The sequence below is a fragment of the Ruegeria sp. AM7 genome, assembly GCF_056535965.1.
The window spans coordinates 1,148,737-1,171,494 of sequence record NZ_JBQFJE010000003.1; the positions used below are offsets into that span (position 1 = coordinate 1,148,737).

21 protein-coding genes are annotated in these 22,758 nt (G+C 58.3%); 5 read left to right on the forward strand and 16 right to left on the reverse strand.

Annotated features, from left to right (window positions below; genetic code table 11):
* Window positions 1-87: 87 nt before the first annotated feature.
* Window positions 88-1,245: a ribonuclease D gene (gene rnd, locus ACR3EG_RS09440; protein ID WP_480495163.1), complete on the forward strand. Its 1,158-nt coding sequence runs from the start codon at window positions 88-90 to the stop codon at window positions 1,243-1,245.
* 5 nt (window positions 1,246-1,250) lie between these two features.
* Here the strand turns inward: rnd and ACR3EG_RS09445 are convergent, their stop codons facing one another.
* Window positions 1,251-1,781 (reverse strand): hypothetical protein, encoded by a 531-nt coding sequence (locus tag ACR3EG_RS09445; RefSeq protein WP_209194527.1) that lies wholly within the window; start codon window positions 1,779-1,781, stop codon window positions 1,251-1,253.
* A gap of 138 nt (window positions 1,782-1,919) precedes the next feature.
* Between ACR3EG_RS09445 and ACR3EG_RS09450 the strand changes: the two genes are divergently transcribed.
* On the forward strand, window positions 1,920-2,330 hold the full coding sequence (locus ACR3EG_RS09450; RefSeq protein WP_170752912.1) for a SufE family protein: 411 nt from the start codon (window positions 1,920-1,922) through the stop codon (window positions 2,328-2,330).
* 6 nt (window positions 2,331-2,336) lie between these two features.
* Here the strand turns inward: ACR3EG_RS09450 and ACR3EG_RS09455 are convergent, their stop codons facing one another.
* Both ACR3EG_RS09455 and ACR3EG_RS09460 read right to left on the reverse strand, forming a co-directional pair.
* Window positions 2,337-2,993 (reverse strand): DUF1638 domain-containing protein, encoded by a 657-nt coding sequence (locus ACR3EG_RS09455; RefSeq protein ID WP_480495165.1) that lies wholly within the window; start codon window positions 2,991-2,993, stop codon window positions 2,337-2,339.
* A 79-nt stretch (window positions 2,994-3,072) separates the two neighbouring features.
* Window positions 3,073-3,771, reverse strand: a complete 699-nt coding sequence (locus tag ACR3EG_RS09460) for a corrinoid protein (protein ID WP_480495167.1) — start codon at window positions 3,769-3,771, stop codon at window positions 3,073-3,075.
* 292 nt (window positions 3,772-4,063) lie between these two features.
* Between ACR3EG_RS09460 and ACR3EG_RS09465 the strand changes: the two genes are divergently transcribed.
* Entirely contained in the window at window positions 4,064-5,128 is a 1,065-nt protein-coding gene (locus ACR3EG_RS09465; RefSeq protein WP_480495169.1) for a PA0069 family radical SAM protein, read from the forward strand.
* A 51-nt stretch (window positions 5,129-5,179) separates the two neighbouring features.
* Here ACR3EG_RS09465 and gltA read toward each other — a convergent pair whose 3' ends face one another.
* A complete protein-coding gene (gene gltA, locus ACR3EG_RS09470; RefSeq protein WP_209194532.1) occupies window positions 5,180-6,475 on the reverse strand; it encodes a citrate synthase in 1,296 nt (431 codons plus the stop codon).
* Between the two features lie 121 nt (window positions 6,476-6,596).
* On the reverse strand, window positions 6,597-7,997 hold the full coding sequence (gene gltX / locus ACR3EG_RS09475; protein WP_480495171.1) for a glutamate--tRNA ligase: 1,401 nt from the start codon (window positions 7,995-7,997) through the stop codon (window positions 6,597-6,599).
* 78 nt (window positions 7,998-8,075) lie between these two features.
* On the opposite strand from gltX, the gene ACR3EG_RS09480 reads away from it, so the two are divergent.
* On the forward strand, window positions 8,076-10,121 hold the full coding sequence (locus ACR3EG_RS09480) for a ComEC/Rec2 family competence protein (RefSeq protein ID WP_480495173.1): 2,046 nt from the start codon (window positions 8,076-8,078) through the stop codon (window positions 10,119-10,121).
* Here ACR3EG_RS09480 and lexA read toward each other — a convergent pair.
* The 6 genes from lexA to ACR3EG_RS09510 form a co-directional block, all read right to left on the reverse strand.
* Window positions 10,115-10,813 carry a transcriptional repressor LexA gene (lexA, locus tag ACR3EG_RS09485; protein WP_170354295.1) on the reverse strand — a complete coding sequence of 233 codons (699 nt, stop codon included), beginning with the start codon at window positions 10,811-10,813 and terminating at the stop codon, window positions 10,115-10,117. The genes ACR3EG_RS09480 and lexA overlap by 7 nt on opposite strands.
* Window positions 10,814-10,891: 78 nt before the next feature.
* On the reverse strand, window positions 10,892-12,064 hold the full coding sequence (locus tag ACR3EG_RS09490; protein WP_480495175.1) for a molybdopterin molybdotransferase MoeA: 1,173 nt from the start codon (window positions 12,062-12,064) through the stop codon (window positions 10,892-10,894).
* Complete coding sequence (moaC, locus tag ACR3EG_RS09495) at window positions 12,061-12,534, reverse strand: cyclic pyranopterin monophosphate synthase MoaC (protein ID WP_170354293.1); 474 nt, start codon at window positions 12,532-12,534, stop codon at window positions 12,061-12,063. Before moaC ends, ACR3EG_RS09490 begins: the two co-directional genes overlap by 4 nt.
* Complete coding sequence (trpC, locus tag ACR3EG_RS09500) at window positions 12,534-13,346, reverse strand: indole-3-glycerol phosphate synthase TrpC (protein WP_480495177.1); 813 nt, start codon at window positions 13,344-13,346, stop codon at window positions 12,534-12,536. Before trpC ends, moaC begins: the two co-directional genes overlap by 1 nt.
* Window positions 13,343-14,362 (reverse strand): anthranilate phosphoribosyltransferase, encoded by a 1,020-nt coding sequence (trpD, locus tag ACR3EG_RS09505; protein ID WP_480495179.1) that lies wholly within the window; start codon window positions 14,360-14,362, stop codon window positions 13,343-13,345. Before trpD ends, trpC begins: the two co-directional genes overlap by 4 nt.
* The gene (locus tag ACR3EG_RS09510) at window positions 14,359-14,940 is read right to left on the reverse strand and encodes an anthranilate synthase component II (protein ID WP_170756363.1); all 582 of its coding nucleotides are present in this window, start codon (window positions 14,938-14,940) and stop codon (window positions 14,359-14,361) included. The genes trpD and ACR3EG_RS09510 overlap by 4 nt, the downstream gene beginning before the upstream one ends.
* Window positions 14,941-15,133: 193 nt before the next feature.
* Between ACR3EG_RS09510 and ACR3EG_RS09515 the strand changes: the two genes are divergently transcribed.
* Complete coding sequence (locus ACR3EG_RS09515) at window positions 15,134-16,633, forward strand: divergent polysaccharide deacetylase family protein (protein WP_480495181.1); 1,500 nt, start codon at window positions 15,134-15,136, stop codon at window positions 16,631-16,633.
* A gap of 35 nt (window positions 16,634-16,668) precedes the next feature.
* Here the strand turns inward: ACR3EG_RS09515 and trpE are convergent, their stop codons facing one another.
* The 5 genes from trpE to fabI form a co-directional block, all read right to left on the reverse strand.
* Window positions 16,669-18,180 (reverse strand): anthranilate synthase component I, encoded by a 1,512-nt coding sequence (trpE, locus tag ACR3EG_RS09520; protein ID WP_480495183.1) that lies wholly within the window; start codon window positions 18,178-18,180, stop codon window positions 16,669-16,671.
* An 11-nt stretch (window positions 18,181-18,191) separates the two neighbouring features.
* Complete coding sequence (locus ACR3EG_RS09525; RefSeq protein WP_480495185.1) at window positions 18,192-20,033, reverse strand: peptidyl-prolyl cis-trans isomerase; 1,842 nt, start codon at window positions 20,031-20,033, stop codon at window positions 18,192-18,194.
* 79 nt (window positions 20,034-20,112) lie between these two features.
* Window positions 20,113-21,288, reverse strand: coding sequence for an aminotransferase (locus ACR3EG_RS09530; RefSeq protein ID WP_480495186.1), 1,176 nt, complete (start codon window positions 21,286-21,288; stop codon window positions 20,113-20,115).
* Window positions 21,289-21,355: 67 nt separating this feature from the next.
* Window positions 21,356-21,865, reverse strand: a complete 510-nt coding sequence (gene gpt, locus ACR3EG_RS09535) for a xanthine phosphoribosyltransferase (protein WP_170354285.1) — start codon at window positions 21,863-21,865, stop codon at window positions 21,356-21,358.
* Window positions 21,866-21,870: 5 nt separating this feature from the next.
* Window positions 21,871-22,677: an enoyl-ACP reductase FabI gene (gene fabI / locus ACR3EG_RS09540; protein ID WP_170354284.1), complete on the reverse strand. Its 807-nt coding sequence runs from the start codon at window positions 22,675-22,677 to the stop codon at window positions 21,871-21,873.
* Window positions 22,678-22,758: the final 81 nt, after the last annotated feature.

The window sequence follows — 22,758 nt, forward strand, 5'->3', positions numbered from 1 at the left end:
TATTCGGCCTATGGTCTGGGCTATCGCCCTGAACGGCACAAAAGCGACGGGCTACGACGAAAAACAAGAGCAAGAACACCACCGCGCATGAAGACCCTGACAACGACGCAAGAGCTGGCCGAATTCTGCGAGGCCGCTGCAAACCACGACTACGTTACGATCGACACCGAATTCCTGCGCGAGCGGACGTATTATTCGAAACTCTGTCTGGTGCAATTGGCGGTGCCATCTTCGGACGAGAACAGCGCAGTGCTTGTCGATCCACTGTCTGAGGGATTGTCGCTTGAGCCTCTGTACGAACTGTTCAGAAACGAGGGTGTGGTAAAGGTTTTTCACGCGGCCCGCCAGGATCTTGAGATCTTCTGGGTTGAAGCAAATGTGTTCCCGACGCCCCTGTTCGATACCCAAGTTGCCGCGATGGTTTGCGGCTTCGGAGAGCAGGTCGGTTATGAAACGTTGGTGCGCAAGATTTGCAAGCAGGGTTTGGACAAGACCTCGCGCTTCACCGACTGGTCTCGCCGTCCGTTGTCGGATGCGCAAAAGACCTATGCCTTGGCTGATGTGACCCACCTGCGACAGATCTACGAACATCTGGCGAAAGAGTTGGTTAAAACGGAACGCAGCCATTGGGTTGCGGAAGAACTGCGCACACTGACCCACCCCGAAACCTATGATATCCGCCCGGCAGATGCGTGGAAACGGGTTAAGACACGAACGAACTCGGCCAAGTTTTTGGCTGTGGTACGTGAGTTGGCCCAGTTTCGTGAGGCCTATGCGCAAGAAAACAACGTACCCCGCAGCCGTGTGTTCAAGGACGACGCGCTGATCGAGTTGGCCTCGACCAAGCCGAAATCCCCGTCTGATCTTGGTGGCTCGCGTTTGTTGCTTCGCGAGGCGCGCAAAGGTGCGATTGCCGAAGGTATTCTGGCGGCCGTTAAAAAGGGTGTGAATTGCCCGCCTGACCAGATGCCGCGTGTTGATAACAGCCGCGACAAGCTAAAGGTCAATCCGGCGTTGGCCGATCTGCTGCGGGTATTGCTAAAGTCCAAGACCGAAAGTTCGGGCGTGGCAGCAAAATTGATCGCCACCAGCTCGGAGTTGGATCAGATCGCGGCGGGCGAGCGTGACCTGCCTGCGATGTCAGGTTGGCGGTTCGAGGTGTTTGGCGAAGACGCCCTTAAACTGTGCGAAGGTAAGATCGCCTTGGCAGCCAAGGGCCAATCGGTCAAGGTTGTGTCGTTGTAGCCGACTTAGCGCCGCCGCGATTCCAGAGCATTTTCCTGACCGACTACGCGAACCAGACGGATGCCTTGCAGATCGTCTTGTGACACGTTGATTGCATCCAACACCTGACGTGAACGTTCAGAGCCTTGATTGGTTGCTGTGGCCGGATACGAAACGCGGAAGGTATATTCCAGTACGCCATTCTTCTGGTTTTCTTCACTTTCAACACGAACGAGTCGGGCATCATAGGCGCCCTGACGTGCGGCGACGCCTGTGACCAGAATGATCGCACCCCCGGGTGTTGGGTCGATCCTCAGCTCATCAACGCGCGCAATAGCAACGCTGTTGTCCACGGGGTCTGGCCGACTGAATAGGCCGGCGCCTTCACGCTGTTGGGGCACCAGTGCGTTTGGGTCATTGGCCAAAGTCTGTGTCGGTGCAGGCGCGGGCGTGCTGGACCCAAACCAGTTGGTCGGATTTACACGCGACTCGCGCCATCCGCTACAAGCCGACAGTGTTAGCGTGGCGACCAAAAGAACAGACAGTGTTTTTTGCATGGATTTAAAGCTCTGACCGGTATTTCCTGAACTGGCCTAACGCAAATTCCCTGCTTTGAAAACCCACGCTGGGGCTGGACAGGCAGGGGGCAGAGGCATAGGTCACGATTGTGACCGCAATGAAAGGACCGCAGGGATATGGCAACGCCTGCCTTTGAAGACATCGTCGAGGATTTCGAGTTTCTGGAAGACTGGGAAGACCGCTATCGCCATGTCATTGAGCAGGGCAAGGCTATGGAACCCCTTGAGGACGCGCTGAAAGTTCCCGCAACCAAGGTTCATGGCTGCGCCAGTCAGGTCTGGCTGCATCCGGTTATCGAAGCTGGAGTATTTAGGTTTGACGGAGACAGCGACGCGCTGATCGTGCGCGGCCTGATCGCGGTCTTGCGGGCTTTGTACAATGGCGTGCCGGTTGCCGAGGTTGCCAAGGTTGACGCCAGCGCAGAATTGGCGCGATTGGGCCTGAACGACCACCTCTCAGCGCAGCGGTCCAATGGTCTGCGGGCGATGATCGAGCGTATTCGCGAAGTTGCGCAAGAGAACGCGTGACGTAACTCAGGTGCGATTGGCCCAATCTGTTAACGTCGACTCGAGATCGCCATATCCGGTGAAACGCCTTTCGAATGCCAGACCAAGGCGGTCGGCGCATTCCTGAGCGCGTTTCGTCAGCAACGGGTCGTCAGTCTGAGCCTGATAGACCAGTTTCGTGTAGTTGCCGAAATATATGTCGCGCAATTCAGGATGCCGGTCCAGGCCCAGCGGCTTCCAAACAAAGGCGTCAAACTGGCGTGCCAGAAAATCGGTCAGGTAGAAGGCGGTGGTTTCGTCCTCGCCGCGTGCGTCGAAAACATCATTGCCTTCAAAAAATGAATAGCAATGCGGGCCTTTGACCATCTCGACGCCTAATTCTGCACACGCGTTTTGCAGCAGGCCGCCGGTACCGCAATCGGCATAGACCACATAGATCGTGTCGTACTGCGTGCGATGCTTGGTGATTGCATCCTGCACGGCTTGGGTGATCCGCTCGGGGTGGACATGTAAGATGGCTGGCAGGCAGGTCAGGTCCATATGGTCCCAACCATTGCGGTTCTTCAGGTCCAGAATCTCGCGTGCCAGCGCGCCGCAAGCCAACAACAGAATTTGCCCTTGCGCAGCGGACTCGAATCCGTCCGTCGTCAAGCTTGCATCGTCTGGCAGATTGTCCTGCGGCATGGCTTGGTTCCTGCGCCTTAGATGTAAACGAAAAGGGCCGCCCGTTGCCGGACGGCCCTGAATTCAGATGTCCGTCTGATCAGCCCGCCAGTTGGTTGTGCTTGCGCGACACGAAGTCTTTCGCGGTCTCAACGGCGACGGCCGCATCGCGGCAATATGCGTCAGCACCAATGGCTTTTCCGAACTCTTCGTTCAGCGGAGCGCCACCGACCAGTACGATGTAGTCTTCGCGCAATCCTTGCTCGACCAGAGTGTCGATCACGACTTTCATGTACGGCATGGTGGTTGTCAGCAGGGCCGACATGCCCAGAATGTCGGGCTTTTCGGTTTCCAGTGCTTCCAGGTAGTTCTCGACCGGGTTGTTGATGCCGATATCGACGACCTCAAAACCGGCGCCTTCCATCATCATCGACACTAGGTTTTTGCCGATGTCGTGGATGTCGCCCTTGACGGTGCCGATCACCATCTTGCCAACGCGCGGCGCGCCGGTTTCGGCCAGCAGCGGTTTCAGGATGAACATGCCGCCCTTCATCGCGTTTGCGGCCAGCAGCACTTCGGGAACAAAAAGGATGCCGTCGCGGAAGTCATGGCCCACGATGGTCATGCCGCCAACCAGCGCCTTGGTCAGAATGTCATAGGGGGTCCATCCGCGTTCCAGCAGGATGTTCACACCTTCTTCGATTTCTTCCTTCAAACCGTCGTAAAGATCGTCGAACATCTGTTCGACCAATTCCTCGTCATTCAGTTCGGACAGGACGATGTCTTCTTCATCGGACATTGGGTGTTTCCCTAGAGCTGTTCGGGCTTGGCGCCCATTGGTGGCATTTTTTTCGTTTTGGCCAAAACGTCGCATTTAGACTGTGACGATTGCGACCTTGGCGGTTCCGAGACCGACCTATACGTCAAAATATTGATCAACTCGACGTCATAATCTGCAAGATGATCCTGCATTCGGTTCAATTCCGGCATGTTTGGCCAAGCGATTTTGAAATCAACACGTAAGACGAGGGGCGCTTGCCTGAACCGCGCATGGCGCGTATACCCGCAGGGGGAACATAAAGAGAACAAATATGACTGACGCGCAAATCCGGGGCCGAGGTGTCGCTACAAATGCTGCTGGTCGGTTCGAAGCGTTTACCACTGAACGCTGCGCGGATGGATGGCCCGAGGACGATGATCTACCGCCATTGCGCACCGAGTTGCGCGACGAGGTCGCGCGTAGCATCATAACCTACAACCGGTCGCCCGATTTGCCGTTTGATCGCTCGATCAACCCGTATCGAGGATGCGAACACGGGTGTGTTTATTGCTTTGCGCGGCCGTCCCATGCCTATCTCGGTCTGTCGCCGGGGCTGGATTTTGAAACACGCCTGATCGCCCGGCCCAACGCGGCCGAGGTGCTGCGGAGGGAACTGTCCTCGAAATCCTACAAGGTGGCCACAGTGGCGTTGGGCACCAATACTGACCCTTACCAACCGGTCGAAAAAACACGCTCTGTCACAAGGGATTGCCTGCAAGTCTTAAGCGATTTTCAGCACCCGGTCGGAATCGTCACCAAAGGTGCTTTGATCGAGCGTGATCTGGACCTTCTGGCCCCCATGGCAGCCAAGGGGCTGGTACGGGTGGGGATTTCCCTGACAACGTTGGACGCCGGCCTGTCGCGCCGGATGGAGCCTCGTGCCCCTTCGCCCCGGCGGCGTCTGGCGATCATACGGCGGCTGACCGAGGCAGGGGTACCGGTGCGGGTCATGACCTCGCCTCTGATCCCCGGCTTGACGGATCATGAGCTTGAACAGCTGCTTGAGGCCGGGCGCGACGCAGGTGCCGATGCGGCCAGCTGGATCATGCTGCGTCTGCCACGAGAAGTGTCCGAGCTGTGGCAGCATTGGTTGGCAGATCATGAACCGGCCCGCGCGGAGAAAGTCATGTCGAAACTGCGAGAGATGCATGGGGGCCGCGACTATGACCCGCGCTGGGGGCATCGGATGCGCGGTGAGGGCGAATACGCCGCGCTGATTGCGAAACGATTTACCGTGGCGGTCAAACGGTTGGGGCTGGCCTCGCGCACCCCGGCGTTGCGTCTGGACCTGTTCACGAGGCCACCGCAGGCGGGCGACCAATTGGCTTTGTTCTAACGAAAAACGCCCCGGAACCGGTCCGGGGCGTTCTGCAATCTGTACCCGCAATCAGCGGTTTTCGATATCCACATAGTCGCGAGTGGTCTCGCCCAGATACAGCTGGCGCGGACGGCCGATCTTGTTCTGGGGGTCGGCGATCATCTCTTTCCACTGGCTAACCCAGCCCACGGTGCGCGACAGGGCAAAGATCGGCGTGAACATCGAGGTCGGGAAGCCCATCGCCTCGAGGATGATACCCGAATAGAAGTCCACGTTCGGGAACAGCTTTTTCTCGGCGAAATACGGGTCTTCTAGGGCCTGCTTTTCCAGCGCTTTGGCAACCTGCAGTTTCGGGTTGTCTTCGATGCCCAACAGATCCAGCACTTCGTCGGCGGACTGTTTCATCACTTTGGCGCGCGGGTCAAAGTTCTTGTAGACGCGGTGGCCAAAGCCCATCAGGCGGAACGGATCGTCCTTGTCCTTGGCGCGGGCGATGAATTCGGGGATGCGATCAACGCTGCCGATTTCTTCCAGCATCTCCAGACATGCTTGGTTTGCGCCACCGTGCGCCGGACCCCACAGGCAGGCGATGCCAGCCGCGATACAGGCAAACGGGTTGGCACCCGAGCTGGACGCCAGACGCACGGTCGAGGTCGAGGCGTTTTGCTCGTGATCTGCGTGCAGGGTAAAGATGCGGTCCATCGCACGGCTGAGGATCGGGTTGACCTCATATTCTTCGGCCGGAACGCTGAAGCACATGCGCAGGAAGTTCGACGCATAGTCCAGATCGTTGCGCGGATACACGAAGGGCTGACCAGTGTGGTACTTGTAGGCCCAAGCCGCGATGGTCGGCATCTTGGCGATCAGACGGTGCGAGGCTACCTCGCGCTGATGCGGGTCCGAGATATCGGTGGAATCGTGGTAGAAAGCCGACATCGCGCCGACAACACCCACCATGATCGCCATCGGGTGCGCATCGCGACGGAAGCCGCGATAGAAATACTGCATCTGCTCGTGCAGCATGGTGTGGCGGGTGATGGTGGATTCGAATTTTTCCAGAACCGGCGCGGTCGGCAGCTCTCCGTATAGCAGCAGGTAGCAAACCTCGAGGAAGTGGGATTTGCCGGCCAGCTGGTCGATCGGGTAACCCCGGTGCAGCAGTTCGCCTTTTTCGCCGTCGATATAGGTGATGGTGCTGTCACAGCTGGCGGTCGACGTAAAGCCGGGGTCATATGTGAATACACCTGCCGTTCCGTATAGCTTACGGATGTCGATCACGTCAGGCCCAGCGGTCGGTGAATGAATCGGCAGCTCATAAGTTTCGCCATTAAGTGATAGAGTGGCTGATTTGTTGCTGTCGGTCATAGTGTCCCTTCCTCAATCATGCGCAGTATGGATCGCTGTCCGATCCTGCGGGCAACGGATGCGCGCAATCGCGCAAACCGGGTGTTAGCGGAGCAGCGTTACCCAAATGTGAACCTTTTACTCAGGTCGCTGCGTCAGAAAGCCGTGCCAGGGTTTCATCCCGCCCAAGCACCAGCATCATATCAAAAACCGAAGGTGTCACCGCGCGGCCTGCCAGAACGGCGCGCAACGGCCCCGCCAGCTTGCCGAACTTGATGCCTTGTGCTTCCGCAAAGGAATTCAGGGCGTCCTCCAGTTCGCTTCGCGTCCAGCTAACACTTTGCAACTGCGGCGTCAATTCAATCAGTATACCGTCGGATACTGAGTCAAGCGCCTTGGCCGCTTTCTCATCCGGTTGAATAGGGCGGGAAGTCAGGGCAAAATGAGCCTTTTCAAGCAGTTCGGGGAATGTGCGCGCCCGATCCTTGAGGCAATACATCGCACGTTCCAGATCACTGGATTGTGTTTCTATCAGCGCAGGTAGGTCAGCCGCGGCCAGATACGCCTCGATTTCCTGCCGCAATGCGGCATCATCGGCGACGGCAATATGCTGACCGCACAGGTTTTCCAGTTTTTTCAGATCGAAACGGGCCGGGCTTTTGCCGATTCCGTCCAGATCGAACCATTCTTTCGCCTGCGCGTCGGTAAAGAACTCGTCGTCGCCGTGACTCCAGCCCAGACGCGCCAGATAGTTGCGCATCCCGGCCGCCGGATAACCCATAGCCTGGTATTCCTGAGCGCCCAACGCGCCGTGGCGTTTCGACAGTTTCTTGCCATCGGGCCCGTGAATGAGCGGGATGTGCGCCCAGACGGGAACATCCCAGCCCATCGCCTGATAGATCATCATCTGGCGCGCTGCATTGTTCAGGTGGTCGTCGCCCCGGATCACATGGGTGACGCCCATATCGTGATCGTCCACTACAACGGCCAGCATATAGACCGGCGTCCCGTCCGAACGCAGAAGGATCATGTCGTCCAACTGATCATTGCGGATGGTCACGTCCCCCTGAACCTGATCGCGGATCACCGTCTCTCCGTCCTGCGGGGCCTTGATGCGGATCACGAAAGGCGCGTCGGGGTGGGTCGCTGCGTCAGCGTCGCGCCAAGGGCTGCGGAACAGGGTTGATTTGCCCTCGGCCTTCGCTTGGTCACGGAAGGCGGCGATTTCTTCTTGCGTCGCAAAGCACTTGTACGCTTTGCCCTCGGCCAGCAGTTGATGGGCGACCTCAGCATGACGGGCGGCTCCTTCGAACTGGCTGACGACATCGCCATCATGGTCAAGACCCAGCCACGCCATACCCTGCAGAATGGCTGCCGTCGCCTCGGGGGTAGAGCGTTCGCGGTCCGTATCCTCGATCCGCAGCAGGAACTTGCCACCGCGACCACGGGCATAGAGCCAGTTGAACAGCGCGGTGCGGGCGCCGCCGATATGCAGAAAACCGGTGGGCGAGGGGGCGAAACGGGTGACGACCTGATCGGACATTGTTTGGATTAACCTTTTGGTAACCGTGTCGGGCATAGTTTGACGCCTGTCTAACGAGGCTGAGAGACGGGGGCAACCATGCGTGTTCTGGCCCGGGTCGAGGCCGCTTTGCTGAACCAGACAGGTTACCTGTTTCAATGGTCTCCGGTCTGTCTTGCGATCGGAATCGGCCTGTACTTCGGTTTGCGGTCTGAGCCGGAATGGCAAGTCTATGTCGGCGTTCTCGCCGCGGGTATGGCAGCTTTGGCTGCTGCGCGCTGGATGCGGCCAGGCTGGGCGTCGTTGGCAATCGGGGGGGCGCTTGTGTGTGCGGGGTTTATCCTTGCAGGAGCCCGCGCCCATACGGTGGCAGAGCCGGTCTTGTCATGGCGTTACTACGGCCCGGTCGAGGGGCGGGTCGTTGCCATTGACCGCTCTGCGTCGGATGCGCTGCGGGTGACGCTGGATCGGGTGCGAGTAGGGGACGTACCAATAGATCGCAGACCGCAGCGCGTCCGGCTATCTTTGCATGGCGGTGATGCTTCACTTGTGCCAGGACAGCGGATCATGACCACCGGTCACCTGTCTCCGCCACAAGGCCCGGTCGAGCCCGGCGGGTTTGATTTCCGGCGTCATGCTTGGTTTCAGGGTTTAGGTGCGGTCGGTTACACCCGCGTTCCTGTTCTGACGGTTTCGGGTCCGAATCCGGCGGGCGTCCGCATCACCGCGTTAAGGCTGGCATTGTCCGAACATGTCCGTGCAGTGTTACCCGGAGAGACCGGAGGGTTCGCCGCCGCAGTAACGACAGGGGATCGAAGCGGAATGGGGCAACAAACGCTTGCGTCTTTGCGGGCGTCGAACTTGGCGCATTTATTGGCGATCTCCGGTCTGCATATGGGGCTACTGACCGGTTTTGTTTATCTGCTGTGCCGCGTTGCTTTATCGGCGATTCCTGCCATCGCGCTTAGGGTCTCGGTCCGAAAGATCGCGGCGGTTGGTGCACTTATTGCCGCGACGCTGTATCTGCTGCTGTCTGGCGGAAACGTGGCAACCGAACGCGCCTTTGTCATGGCCACCGTGATGCTGGGTGCGATTTTAGTCGACCGGCGGGCAATCTCATTGCGCGCGGTCGCCGTGGCCGCGTTGATCGTTTTGATCCTGCGGCCGGAATCCCTCTTGAGCCCGGGTTTTCAAATGTCCTTCGCGGCAACCACGGCGCTTGTGGCGGTGTTTGGTGCGTTGCGAAATGCTGGCCCGGTTCCGGGGCCGAAATGGTTAAAGCCAGTGATTGGATTGCTGATGTCGTCTGCCATCGCAGGGCTTGCGACGGCACCGATCGGAGCTGCACATTTCAATACCATGTCCCATTATGGCTTGCTGGCTAACATGTTGTCAGTCCCTGTGATGGGGACCGTCGTTGTTCCTGCAGCCGTCGTTGCAGCCCTGTTGGCACCGTTTGGTCTGGACTGGGTCGCGCTCGCCGTTATGGGCCTTGGGTTAGAGTGGATATTGCTGGTTGCTGAGACCGTATCAAACCTGGATGGAGCGCAAGGCTATATCGTCAGCCCGCCTTACTATGTATTGCCACTGTTCGCTTTGGGGGCGTTGTGGACGGTTTTGTGGCACGGGTCCGCGAAATGGGTTGGTTTGGGACCATGTATCGCGGCCGTGTTCATATGGGGTCAGGGTGAACGCCCCGATGTCTTGGTCGCGGATTCAGGTGGATTGGTCGGGGTCTTGACGGACAAGGGGCGCGCCTTGAGCAAAGAGAAAGGCAGCGGGTTCATCGCCACAGTATGGTTGGAAAATGATGGCGATGGTGTGAACCAGAAGACAGCCGCCGACCGATGGCCCCCAGCTGACGACCTTGTCCAAAGATATGTGTGGAAGGGGCAGGAGGTGATCCACCTGACCGGAAAGCGATCTGCAGGTAGCTTTACCGAGTGCCACGAAGGCCAGATTGTTATCTCAGCTGTGCCAGTTGTACTAAGCGGAAATTGCGTGTTGTTCGACCCGGATAAATTGATGGAGACCGGAAGTCTGGCGTTTCAGAACGGTAAAATAACGACCAGCGTAGAGGTCATCGGTCGCAGATTGTGGTCCCCGGAGGAAGCCGAAGACCGCCAGACACAAAAAGGTCAGTAGCTGCGGATCAGGCCGACCAATCGGCCTTGCACCTTGACTTTGTCTTCGGGCAAGACGCGGGTTTCATAAGCCGGGTTCGCGGCCTCAAGCGCAATGGCATGACCGCGGCGAAAGTATCGCTTCAGTGTTGCTTCTTGATCTTCAACAAGTGCCACTACGATATCGCCGTTGTCTGCGACCGATGTCTCGCGGATCACCACGACGTCGCCGTCATTTATGCCTGCATCGATCATCGAGTCGCCCCGAACCTCAAGCGCGTAGTGCTCGCCCTTGCCGGAAACCATTGATCCCGGCACAGCAACGCGGTGCGAAACGTGGCTGATCGCTTCAATCGGAACACCCGCCGCGATACGGCCCATGACTGGCAATTCCATGGCATCCACGGTAACGGGTTCGAAATTCGCCGGTCGCGGCCCTTCGGGCTTGTCGCCTTCGATCACACGTGGCTTAAAGGCAGCTGTCGGCTCGCCGCCAAGACTTTCGGGCAGTTTGACGATTTCGATCGCCCGCGCCCGATGGGCAAGTCGGCGGATAAATCCGCGTTCTTCCAGCGCAGTGATCAGACGGTGAATTCCGGACTTGGATCTGAGGTCCAGCGCGGCCTTCATTTCGTCGAAACTAGGGGGAACACCATCCGCTTGAACACGTTTGTGGATGAATTCCAACAAATCCAACTGCTTCTTGGTCAGCATTGCTCACACCTCGTCGGTCATGCGTTTTCTTTTGTTCTACGCATGTTCACGTTTTGTGTCAACGGATTTGAGCGTTTGCTAAATCGGTAGGTACAGGACCTCATCGCCAGCAGGCCGCGCCGGATCATTCGGCTGCCGTACCAACAAGGCATTGGCCTGCGCCAGGACGCTTAAAAGTGAGCTATCCTGATCGTCGCAAGCCCGTATGCCATCATTGTCAAGAATGGCGCGCATATAGTGTTCGCGCGGACCATTCTGGCCGAGCGGGGCAACCAGTTTAGCCGTTTGGAACGGCGTCAAAGCCTCGGCCAGCCCCACCATGCGGCGCACCATCGGCACTAAAAAGAGATAGCCGCAAACCATTGCACTAACAGGGTTTCCCGGCAACCCAACCATTGCAGCCTTACCAAGCCGCCCGGCCATCAGCGGCTTTCCGGGACGCATGCGTATCTTGTAAAATGACCGCTCCATCCCGAGATTGGCGGAAACGTCCGACACCAGATCATAGTCCCCGACCGAGGCTCCTCCGATCGTGACGACCAGATCAGCGCCTGTTGCCAGATCAAAGGCTGTTTCAAGCGAAGCGACTGTGTCTCGCGCGATAGGCAGAATGCGGACTTCCGCTCCAACATCTTCTAGCAACGCCTTGAGACCAAAGGTGTTTGACGCGATGATCTGGTCAGGGCCGGGCGTATCGCCCGGCATGACCAATTCGTCTCCGGTCGAGATCAGTGCAACGATCGGCTTGCGGGCGACGGGAACCTCGGGGATGTTCATTGCGGCCATAAGGGCCACATCCTCGGGGCGGATGCGACGAGGGGCAGAGATCGTTGTGCCGGATTTGAAATCAACACCCTTGGGTCGAATGTTGGTCTTGTCGCCGGGCATGTCCGTGATTGCAATAAGATCGTCTCTGCGTTCAGTATCTTCTTGGATCACGACAAAATCCGCGCCGTCTGGCACGGGGGCTCCGGTGAAAATGCGAACTGCCTGACCAGCGCCAACTTGACCGGAATACCTGCGCCCAGCGGCGGCCTCGCCGATGACTTTGAACATTGCGTGCAGTTCGACTTCGGATGACTTGACTGCGTATCCATCCATCGAAGATGCCGCAAACGGAGGTTGATCGCGCTTGGCCGCAACGTCCTGCGCCAAAATCCGACCGGCCGCTTGCGAGAGTGAAACGGTTTCTGCAGGCAGGCGGTCAACCAGGCCAAACAGAAGGGCCCGAGCGTCTTCGACAGTGATCATTTCGCTTCGTAACGGCCTGATTTACCGCCATCTTTCAGCAAGACTTTTATGCCGCCGATCTCCATTGCTTTGTCGACAGCCTTGGTCATGTCGTAAACTGTCAGGGCTGCGGTCGAGGCCGCGGTCAGCGCCTCCATCTCTACACCTGTTTGACCCGAGGTCTTGACGGTCGCTTCAATCTGAACGCCCGGCAGATCCGGGTCCAACGTCAGTTCGACGGCCACCTTGGTCACGGGCAAAGGATGACACAGCGGGATCAGGTCAGGGGTTTTTTTCGCGCCCATGATACCAGCAAGACGTGCAACGCCCAGCACATCACCCTTTTTTGCACGCCCTTCTGATATTAAATCAAAGGTTTCCTGCGCCATCTTGATGTGCCCAGCCGCCACGGCAACCCGGTCTGTTACCGCCTTATCGGACACATCCACCATGTGGGCTTGGCCCTGCGCGTCAAAGTGAGTGAGCGACATTACATTACTCCGGGGATCAAAGGGTTAGCCAGCAAGTTCCGCGTCGCCGCAGTGACATTGTCCTGCCGCATCAGGCTTTCGCCGATCAGGAAGGACCGTGCGCCATAGCGGGCGATGTCGGCCAGGTCGGCAGGCGTGCTCAGACCGCTTTCGCAAACAATAGTCCGATCGCCGGGCACCAGTTTTGACAACCTGCGCGTTGTATCAAGAGTTGTCTCAAACGTCTTGAGATTACGATTATTTATTCCAATCAGACTGCTTTTGAGCTTGGTTGCGCGTTCCAGTTCGGCCTCGTCATGCACTTCGATCAGGACATCCATGCCCCAGTCAAAGGCCGTTTGCTCCAACTCGGCGGCTTGTTCATCTTCGACCGAGGCCATGATGATCAGAATACAGTCAGCGCCCAAAGCGCGAGCTTCGACAACCTGATACGGGTCGTACATGAAATCCTTACGCAGCGCAGGCAATGACGTCGCTGCGCGGGCCGCCGTCAGGTATTCTTTGGCCCCTTGAAAGCTGGGCGTGTCCGTCAAAACCGACAGACAGGTTGCGCCGCCATCTTCGTAGGCTTTTGCCAGTACCGGAGGGTCAAAATCCGGGCGGATCAAACCTTTTGAGGGGCTTGCTTTCTTCACCTCGGCGATCAGGCCATAGCCGGATCGCGCGGCGGCGGTCAGTGCTGTCGCAAAACCGCGCACCTCAGACGCAGACTTGGCTTCATCCTCCAAATCTTTTAAAGACTTAGTGGTCTTATCTAATGCGACTTCCTCAAGCTTGTATGCTTTGATCTTGTCCAGAACCGTCTCGGTCATGCGGCCTCCTGAGTGATGCGGGCCAGAACCGCGATTTTTTCTTTGGCAGCGCCGCTGTCGATGCTGTGCGCGGCCTTCTCGACCCCGTCCTTGAGGTCGCTTGCAGCGTCGGCCACCACCAGTGCAGCGGCAGAGTTCAAAAGGACTGCGTCCCGATACGCGGACGGAGTGCCATCCAACAGGGCGCGGAAGGCAACAGCGTTTTCTTCAGGTGTTCCGCCCAGAATGTCCTCGAACGGGTGCACTGGCAGGCCAGCATCTTCTGGATGCAGTTCAACCTCACGCACACCGCCGTTTTCCCATGAGGCAACCCAGCTGACACCAGTGATGGTCAATTCGTCGGTGCCATCGGACCCATGAACCAGCCATGCGTGTTCGGTACCAAGCACGCCAAGCGTCTCGGCCATCGGACGGATCAATTCTCGGCTGAACGCGCCCGTCAATTGCCGTTTCACTCCTGCCGGGTTTGTAAGTGGCCCCAGAATGTTAAAGATCGTACGTGTCCCAAGTTCCTGACGTGTTGGCATCACGTGGGCAATGGCCGGATGGTGCATGGGGGCCATCATGAAGCCTATTCCAGCCTCTTTTAGCGCTTTTTCAACGACTTCTGGCCCGACCATCACGTTGATACCCATCTGGCCTAACGCATCGGCCGCACCGGATTTCGAACTGAGGTTCCGGTTCCCGTGTTTTGCAACTGTGACGCCAGCGCCCGCGACGACAAAGGCTGTTGCGGTAGAGATATTCAGCGTTCCCTTTCCATCGCCACCTGTGCCGACGATATCCATCGCGCCGCCTGGCGCATTGACCGCGTTACATTTGGCCCGCATCACTGCTGCCGCCGCCGCATATTCGTCGACCGTCTCGCCTCGGGTTCGCATCGCCATCAGCAAACCGCCGATCTGGCTGGGTGTGGCGGCGCCATCGAAGAGGATGCCAAAGGCCTGTTCGGCTTCGGCGCGCGTCAAAGGCCGATCGGCAGCAGTGCCGATCAGCGGTTTTAATACGTCGCTCATGCGGGGACTTTCATCTCGGACAGGAAGTTCTTGAGCAAGGCATGGCCGTGCTCGGATGCAATCGACTCCGGGTGGAACTGAACGCCGTGAATGGGCAGCTGCTTATGTTGCAGGCCCATGATCGTCCCATCTTCCAGCTCAGCTGTGATTTCCAGGCAATCGGGCAGGGTGGTTCGGTCGACCACCAGCGAATGGTACCGGGTTGCCTCGAAGGGGGAAGGCAGCCCGGCGAACAGACCTTTCCCAGTGTGATGCATGGTGCCCATCTTGCCGTGCACAATCTCATGGCACCGAATAACGTCACCGCCGAATGCTTGCCCGATGGTCTGATGCCCAAGGCAAACGCCCATCAAGGGGGTCTGGGTTTCAGCAGCTGCCTGTGTCAGCGCCAGGCAAATCCCGGCCTGATCCGGGTCGCATGGTCCGGGGCTAAGAAGGATTCCAGCCGGGTTCATGGCCATGGCCTCTTGCACATCCAGCGCGTCATTTCGCCGAATGACCATTTCGGCACCAAGTTCGCCTAAATAGTGTACCAGATTGTAGGTAAACGAGTCGTAGTTGTCGATCAGCAGCAGCATTTGGGCACTTGTCTCGGGTTGGGCATTTGGGACTGGCGATACAGCCCCGAGCCGCGATATAATGTCGGGACATACATGCTCAGGCTTGCGAGGCAGCGTCAAGAGGACATCCGGTTCCATACGCGCTTGCGGGTGAGTGTCGCAGAAGACGACGCAGGCAATCGAAGCAGGAATTAGTCGAAAGGCAATTAGAATGGGCGGATTTCTAGGAGGGATGATCGCAGGTGCGGTCGTGATAATGCTGTTGGGAGCGGCGTTGTCTCTAACCACGCCCCTGTCGCGCAAACCCGTTGTTGCGGATGTTGCACCCGAACCTGCACCAAGCGAAGTACCCGAGGTCGAGGCAGACAAGCCCGAAGCCATTGCAGATGCCGATTTGGTCACTTTGCCCGCGGCAGAGCCTGAACCAACCGATCAACAAGCAGATACGCTGGCAGGGCTTTCCGAAATTGAAGAGGCTCCGGATGATCAGCCGCAGGTCAACGAATCCGCGCCTGTTGTCGAAGAGGCAGCCGTCGTCGAACCTGATGAGGTGGCAGTGACGAGTGAGGCACCTGTTCAGCCGCAAGCGCCTGCAGTTTTGCCAGATACACCTATTGCCGAAGGGCAGCCCGAATTGATTGAGGAGCCCCCAGCCCCTCCAGCCCCGGAAGTCGCTGCACTAGAAGTACCTGTCGAACAGCCCCAGCCTGAGTCTGTCGAGCCGGAACCGGACCAATCCCAGGCTGCCGAGTTGGAACCGGCCCCTGACTTTGAATCGGAAAGTACAGAAGCAGAGCCTTTGCCGGAAATTGCCGCGCTTGAGCCGAAGGAAGATTTGCCTGAAGAAAATCCCATCGCGGTTGAGGGTGATGAAACAGACCTCAACCGCTCTCTGCCGCGCATCGCAGCCGTTCCACAGATCGGTGGCGACCAAAACGGCGCGGGGGGATCAACGGTTGGTCGGCGCGTTGTCCCGCTGACCGAACGGGACAACGCTCTGGCTGATCAGGTCGGATCAGGTCAGACTGCGGTGCCGGGAAAACCGATCGAAGCCTATGCGGCCAAATTCGATAACCCCGACGCGAAACCGCTGATGTCAATTATCCTGATTGACGACGAAGGCGCTTATGGTGCCGAAGCGTTGCAGGATTTCCCGTATCCGATCAGCTTTGCCGTCAGCCCCTCCGACCCCGACGCTGCCGACAAGATGGCCAGACATCGCTCTGCAGGTTTCGAGGTTCTTGCGATGGCGGATCTTCCTAAAACCGCCAGTGCGCAGGATGCCGAAGTGTCAATGGCCGTATGGTTGCAGACCTTGCCAGAAACGGTCGGTATTCTCGAAGGGGTCGAGACAGGCATTCAGGGCAATCGCAAGCTGGCTGATCAGGTTGCCGCTATTGCTGCCGGGACAGGCCGTGGCTTGATCACCCAGGACAACGGCCTCAACACGGTTCAGAAGCTGGCTGCCCGCAATGGGACGCCGTCCAGCGTGATTTTCCGAGACATAGACGGCGCACGTCAGGACCCAAAGACCATGCGCCGCTTTCTGGATCAGGCCGCATTCCGGGCCGGGCAGGAGGGGACGGTTGTCATGCTGGGACGGTTGCGCCCTGATACCATCTCGGCCCTGCTTGTCTGGGCCCTGGAAGACCGGGGGGGACGTGTGGCCATGGCACCGATTTCCGCCGTCATGAAACAAGCCGTCCAATAAGCCCGTATGGCTGGCCAGTTTGGCCAGCCGTTTGATCAGCTGTTACCGGGTCCCGTAAAGCGCCCAGCATCAGCAGCCGCGCGTCGGATGGCATTGGATTTGTGCACGGTCTCCATGAATTCCGCCTCGGGGTCGCTGTCATAGACAACACCGCCGCCGGCCTGAATATACAGCTTGTGATCTTTCACAATCGCTGTGCGCAGGGCGATACACATATCCATGTCTCCGCCTGCGCTGAAATATCCGACCCCGCCGCCATATACACCGCGCTTTTCAGGCTCCAATTCGTCAATGATCTCCATCGCGCGGACCTTGGGTGCGCCTGAAACCGTGCCTGCAGGCATCCCGGCAAAGAACGCATCCAGCGCGTCTTTATCTTCGGCCAGTTCACCGACCACGTTCGACACAATGTGCATCACGTGGCTGTAGCGTTCGATGATGAATTCTTCGGTGGGTCGTACGGTGCCGATCTTTGCCACGCGGCCTGTGTCGTTGCGGCCCAGATCCAGCAACATGAGATGCTCGGCCAGTTCTTTCTTGTCGGCCAGCAGATCGGCCTCGTTCGCCTTGTCTTCCTCGGGGGTCGCGCCACGGGGACGGGTGCCTGCAATGGGGCGGATCGTGACCTCATTGCCAAAGACACGCACCAGAATCTCGGGGCTGGCGCCCACGACCTGAAAGCCGCCAAAGTTGAAGTAGAACATGAAGGGCGACGGGTTCGTGCGGCGCAATGAACGATACAGTGCAAAAGGCGGCAGCGGAAAATCCTGCGTCCAACGTTGGGCCGGAACCACCTGAAAGATATCGCCTGCGCGGATATAGTCTTTGGCTTTCTCGACCGCTTCCATATATCCCGACTTGGTAAAGTTCGAGACAGGCGCGGCCACTTCGGACGCGTCGCCCAGATCGCGGGTTTCAGCGGGCATGGCGCGTTCCAGATCGCGAACGGCATCCATCACGCGCTCGGCCGCTTGGGCATAAGCTGCTTTGGCGGACTGACCTTCACTGACCCATGCGGGGGAAACAACGGTCACCTCACCTTTGACGCCGTCCAGAACGGCCACGACCGAGGGACGCAACATCACCGCATCTGGTAGCCCCAGTGGGTCAGGGTTCACGTCTGGCAGATACTCGACCAGGCGCACCATGTCATAACCCAGATAACCAAACAGCCCGGCGGCAGCCTGAGGCAGATCATCGGGCAGAGCGATCCGACTTTCAGCAAGCAGTGCCCGCAAATTATCCATCGGGTTGCCATCCTGAGGCTGGAACGCCTCGGGGTCGAAACGCGCCGACCGGTTCAGCTGGGACACGTCGCCCTGGCAGCGCCAGATCAGATCCGGTTTCATACCAATGATCGAATAGCGCCCGCGCACCTCTCCGCCGGTAACCGATTCCAGCATGAACGCGTCTTTTTGCGCGCCCGTCAGCTTGAGCATCAGGGAAACGGGCGTATCCAGATCAGCCGCAAGGCGCGTATAGACTACCTGATTTTCGCCAGCCTCGTAGGCGCGGGCGAAACTGTCAAACTCAGGGGTAAGGGCCATATCGGTCTCTTTTAATAGCTCGCCTGAACGGCATTCAGGGCGCGCTGGTCCACGGTTGGTCGGGCACGAACCTGCGCATCGCGGACAAAAGCGTCGAAAATATTCTGTGCCAAAGCCTGGTCCAACTGCGCAGCAAGGGCCTCTCGGGCTTGCCGCAGTTCGTCTGTTTCATCTGGCGGCAGCAACTCTTCCAGACGGACGATCAGGGCGGTGCCCTCACCGGAAACAACGCGCAGTTCGCCGGGCTCCATTTCAAACACCTGAACCATGAAATCGGCAGGAACATCTTCAAGGAATGCTGTACGCGTCAGGGCGTTCTCGACCCGGAATGGCAAACCCGTTGCGGTGAAATCGCCATCGCCCTCAAGCTGCTCAAGGACAGTTGCGGCCTGTTCCTTCAGCGCCTTGTTCGTCTCGGCCAGAGTCCATGCGGCGATCACACGGTCGCGCGCGCTGTCCAGCGGTTCGGGGCGGCGAGGTAACACTTCGTTCAGGCGCATTGCAAAGATCGAGCCGTCTTCCAGGAACGCGACCTCGGGGAAATCGCCCTCGTTCACGGCTTGTGCAGCAGTGCGGAAACCGTCATAGGCCGCTACCCCGTCCTCGCTTTGCGTGGTCCAGTCGATCTGACCCAGTTTCATCTCGGTTTCGCCGACCAGCTCTTCCAGCGTGGCACCACCTGCCAGCAGGTCGTTGATGTCTTCGGCTTGCGCCTCAATCTGGCGACGCGCGCGATCTGCGGCCAGCTCTTCGCGCAAGGCTGGGGCCGCGTCTTCGAATGAGGTGTTGTTTTCAGCCAGCGATCCATTGATGCGGAACAGAGCCGGCCCCAGAGAGGACGGAAGCGGGCCGACCACGGCGTCCAGATCGGCAGCAAAGACGTCGTCAGCTGCGTCCCCCAGATCGTCGCGGGTGACGTCGCCTAAATCAACATCGCTCAGTTCAAGCTCGCGCTCACGCACCAATTGCTCGAAGGTTGTTCCGCCAACCTCAAGCTGGGCTTTGGCTGTTTCGGCGGCGGCTTCATCCGCAAAGGGCAGGCGTTCGACAAGACGGCGTTCGGGCTGCAGATATTCGTCAGCACGCTGGTCATACAGACGACGGACCGAGTCTTCGTCAACGTCTACACTGTCCAGCAACATCTCCGGAGAAAGGATCGCATATGTCAGATTCTTGGTGCGGGGCAGGGTGAACAGATCCCCGTTTTCATCGTAATAAGATTGAATTTGCGCGTCTGTCGGCGCTGCAATCGGCGTTGCCAGTGCGTCCGGACCCAGCGTTGCCACTGTAAAGCTGCGCCGCGCGCCGACAAAGTTCATCATCGCATCCGTGAGGGTTGCAGGCATTTCGATACCACCCATGACCGCGCCCTGAACGATGGTTCGAGCCGACTCTTTACGCAGGTCGGATTCGAATTCGGCATCGGACATTCCGACCTGATCCAGTTGGAATTCATAGGCGTCGCGGTCAAAGTTCCCGTCGATCCCCTGGAAGGCCGGGATTGCGACAATTTCCTGTTGCAGGTTTGCGTCCCCGATCGAGATGCCCAACAGCCCAACTTCATTGTCCAGCGACGCCAGCGCCGTCAGGCGCGACAGTGCCAACTGATCCAACCCGAATTCATGTGCCTGCGCGATCTGCAGCGGCTGACCGGTCTGTTGTTCCACGGCGCGGATTTCGCGTTGCAGCTCGCGGACATATTCATCGACCGAGACGCTTTCGTTCCCGACCTGTGCGACAGTGCGCACTGTGCCGGACAAGCTGGTTGCGCCAAACCCTGCGAGCCCCAACATCAAAAGGCCCATGAGGATCCAGACAAAGGTCTTCGATAGCTTTTTTACGCCTGCGGCCATGGTGCCCTCTTGTTTTGTGGCAAAGGTCTGCCCTGTCGGTTGCGGCCCTGAATACGATGCGCGCCGCCGAGGGGCAAGCTCAGAAGGTCAACGCTTCGAGCCGGTCGAACAATTGCGCCAGTCCGGCGCGGTCCAGGTTGGCAAAAGCCACTCGGACTTGCTGCTTTCCAGCCGGGTCTGTGTCGGGCATGAACATCGTTCCCGGCAGCAACAGAATGCCTGCCTCGGAAACCAGTTTTTGCGCCAATATTTCCGAAGGCATGTCGAACGGGTGTTCGAGATAGGCAAAATACGCGCCCAGCCCCAGCAGCCGCCAGCCTTTTGAGGTCAGGCGCGGCAGCATCTCTTGGATGGCGACACGGCGATCAAGGATCTCATCCCGCTCGCCCGCAACCCATTGGGACAGGTTTTGCATCCCCCAGAGCGCCGCAAACTGCCCCATCTGGCCAGGGCAGATGGCGACTGTATCCAGAAACTTTTCGATTTCGGCCAAAAGGTCGGGGTTTGTCGCGATGGCACCGACGCGGTGGCCGGTCAGCCGATAGGCCTTGGAAAAGGAATACAGGTGAACCAGCGTTTGATCCCAGTCGGCCTGGCTGAACAGGCGATGCGGCGGACCGCTGCGGCTGTCGAAGTCGCGGTATGTTTCGTCGACCAGCAGCCGGATGCCGGTTTCGCGGGCAAGATCATAAAAGGCTTGGACCAGATCGGATGGGTATTCCACACCGCCGGGATTGTTCGGAGTAACCAATGATATTGCACGGGTTCGATCCGTGATCAGCGCCCGGGCGGCGTCGGGGTCAGGCAGAAGGTCGTCATTGGTTTGCAAGTCGACCGCCGTCACCCCGGTCATATCAAGCCACATTTTATGATTGAAATACCATGGGGTTGGCAGGATAACCTCATCCCCTTCATCAGTCAGCGCCGAGATCGCCGCGGCGAAAGCCTGATTGCACCCCGAGGTGATCGCCACCTGGGATGGTTGTACTTCGGCGTCATAGTGCTGGCTGATTTGTGTAGCCAGCGCCTCGCGCAGGTCAGGATTACCCAGAACGGGGCCATACAAATGCGCTGCATCTGTATTGACCGCGAAATCCGCCATTGCCTGACGCAAGGCCAGTGGCGGCGGGTCAACAGGGGCCGCTTGGCTGACATTGATCAGGGGGCGGTTTTCGGAGAAGTCCACGCCTTCAAGCCAGCGACGCGCCTCCATCACCGGAGGAGGAAAAGTGGCGCTGGTGCGGGTCTGTTTCATGGCGTGGCTGCTGTTTGCGAGGCGTTGCCTCGCATTCCCAAGTATTTTCGGCGGAAGAGGCTACGGATCAGTCCGTGCCGCGATAGGGCTCGACATATTGTAGGGCCATATCCCAAGGGAAGAAGATCCAGGTATCTTGGCTGACCTCGGTGATGAATGTATCCACCATCGGGCGGCCCTTGGGCTTAGCGTAAACGGTGGCAAAATGTGCGTTGGGGTACATCGCACGCACCAATTCCAGCGTTTTTCCACTGTCGACCAGATCGTCAACGATCAGCACGCCGGTACCATCGCCCATCAACTGAGCATCGGGGGCTTTCAAAACCTCCGCCTCGCCTTGTTCTTGGTGGTGGTAGGAGCGAACACTGATTGTATCGACGGTGCGTATATCAAGCTCGCGGCTGACGATCATAGCAGGCGCCATGCCGCCGCGGGTGATTGCGACCACAGCGCGCCACGCACCGTCATCAGGGCCTTGCCCGTCCAGACGCCAGGCTAAAGCGCGGGAATCACGGTGAATCTGATCCCAGCTGATATGAAAGCCTTTTTCATGGGGTAGGCGGTCTTTGGCGCTCATCGGTGTTAACCCTTCTCAACGTCTGGTGCATCGACGGCCTTCATACCGACAATGTGATAACCCGAATCCACGTGCAGGTTTTCACCGGTCACGCCACTGCTGAGGTCGGACAACAGGTACAAGGCCGAATTGCCAACATCGTCGATGGAGACATTGCGACGCAGGGGCGAGTTATACTCGTTCCACTTCATGATATAGCGGAAATCGCCGATGCCGCTGGCGGCCAGCGTCTTGATCGGGCCGGCCGAGATTGCGTTGACGCGGATACCGTCTTTGCCCAGATCTTCGGCAAGGTACTTGACCGATGCTTCCAGTGCCGCCTTGGCCACACCCATGACGTTATAATGCGGCATGACCTGCTCGGCCCCGTAATACGTCAGTGTGATCGCGCTGCCGCCGTCGGTCATCATCTTCTCGGCGCGTTGCATGACCGCTGTGAAAGAATAGACCGAAACGTCCATGGTGAGTTTGAAGTTGGCACGAGACGTATCCACGTACCGACCGCGAAGCTCGTTCTTATCCGAGAATCCGATGGCGTGAACTACAAAGTCCAGTTTTCCCCATTTCTCTTCAAGCGCCGCAAACAACGCGTCAATCGACTCTTCGTCACTGACGTCGCAAGGCAGGACAATCTCACTACCAAGCTGAGCGGCCAGAGGGTCAACTCGTTTCTTCAGCGCGTCGCCCTGATATGAGAATGCAAGATCGGCCCCCGCGTCGGACAATGCGCGGGCAATCCCCCATGCGATTGATTTGTCATTGGCCAGTCCCATGATGAGGCCGCGCTTGCCGGCCATCAACTGATTTGACATGTTCGGTTCTCCGCCTGTCCTTCGCATTATGTCTGGATGGTTTATGCCATTGGATGGCCTGCATCAAGGCCGTGTGCTCTT

Bases quoted from the DNA above. Each gene is read 5' to 3' on its own strand.
- rnd (WP_480495163.1), top strand. From the start codon at position 88: ATGAAGACCCTGACAACGACGCAAGAGCTGGCCGAATTCTGCGAGGCC.
- ACR3EG_RS09445 (WP_209194527.1), bottom strand. From the start codon at position 1,781: ATGCAAAAAACACTGTCTGTTCTTTTGGTCGCCACGCTAACACTGTCG.
- ACR3EG_RS09450 (WP_170752912.1), top strand. From the start codon at position 1,920: ATGGCAACGCCTGCCTTTGAAGACATCGTCGAGGATTTCGAGTTTCTG.
- ACR3EG_RS09455 (WP_480495165.1), bottom strand. From the start codon at position 2,993: ATGCCGCAGGACAATCTGCCAGACGATGCAAGCTTGACGACGGACGGA.
- ACR3EG_RS09460 (WP_480495167.1), bottom strand. From the start codon at position 3,771: ATGTCCGATGAAGAAGACATCGTCCTGTCCGAACTGAATGACGAGGAA.
- ACR3EG_RS09465 (WP_480495169.1), top strand. From the start codon at position 4,064: ATGACTGACGCGCAAATCCGGGGCCGAGGTGTCGCTACAAATGCTGCT.
- gltA (WP_209194532.1), bottom strand. From the start codon at position 6,475: ATGACCGACAGCAACAAATCAGCCACTCTATCACTTAATGGCGAAACT.
- gltX (WP_480495171.1), bottom strand. From the start codon at position 7,997: ATGTCCGATCAGGTCGTCACCCGTTTCGCCCCCTCGCCCACCGGTTTT.
- ACR3EG_RS09480 (WP_480495173.1), top strand. From the start codon at position 8,076: ATGCGTGTTCTGGCCCGGGTCGAGGCCGCTTTGCTGAACCAGACAGGT.
- lexA (WP_170354295.1), bottom strand. From the start codon at position 10,813: ATGCTGACCAAGAAGCAGTTGGATTTGTTGGAATTCATCCACAAACGT.
- ACR3EG_RS09490 (WP_480495175.1), bottom strand. From the start codon at position 12,064: ATGATCACTGTCGAAGACGCTCGGGCCCTTCTGTTTGGCCTGGTTGAC.
- moaC (WP_170354293.1), bottom strand. From the start codon at position 12,534: ATGTCGCTCACTCACTTTGACGCGCAGGGCCAAGCCCACATGGTGGAT.
- trpC (WP_480495177.1), bottom strand. From the start codon at position 13,346: ATGACCGAGACGGTTCTGGACAAGATCAAAGCATACAAGCTTGAGGAA.
- trpD (WP_480495179.1), bottom strand. From the start codon at position 14,362: ATGAGCGACGTATTAAAACCGCTGATCGGCACTGCTGCCGATCGGCCT.
- ACR3EG_RS09510 (WP_170756363.1), bottom strand. From the start codon at position 14,940: ATGCTGCTGCTGATCGACAACTACGACTCGTTTACCTACAATCTGGTA.
- ACR3EG_RS09515 (WP_480495181.1), top strand. From the start codon at position 15,134: ATGGGCGGATTTCTAGGAGGGATGATCGCAGGTGCGGTCGTGATAATG.
- trpE (WP_480495183.1), bottom strand. From the start codon at position 18,180: ATGGCCCTTACCCCTGAGTTTGACAGTTTCGCCCGCGCCTACGAGGCT.
- ACR3EG_RS09525 (WP_480495185.1), bottom strand. From the start codon at position 20,033: ATGGCCGCAGGCGTAAAAAAGCTATCGAAGACCTTTGTCTGGATCCTC.
- ACR3EG_RS09530 (WP_480495186.1), bottom strand. From the start codon at position 21,288: ATGAAACAGACCCGCACCAGCGCCACTTTTCCTCCTCCGGTGATGGAG.
- gpt (WP_170354285.1), bottom strand. From the start codon at position 21,865: ATGAGCGCCAAAGACCGCCTACCCCATGAAAAAGGCTTTCATATCAGC.
- fabI (WP_170354284.1), bottom strand. From the start codon at position 22,677: ATGTCAAATCAGTTGATGGCCGGCAAGCGCGGCCTCATCATGGGACTG.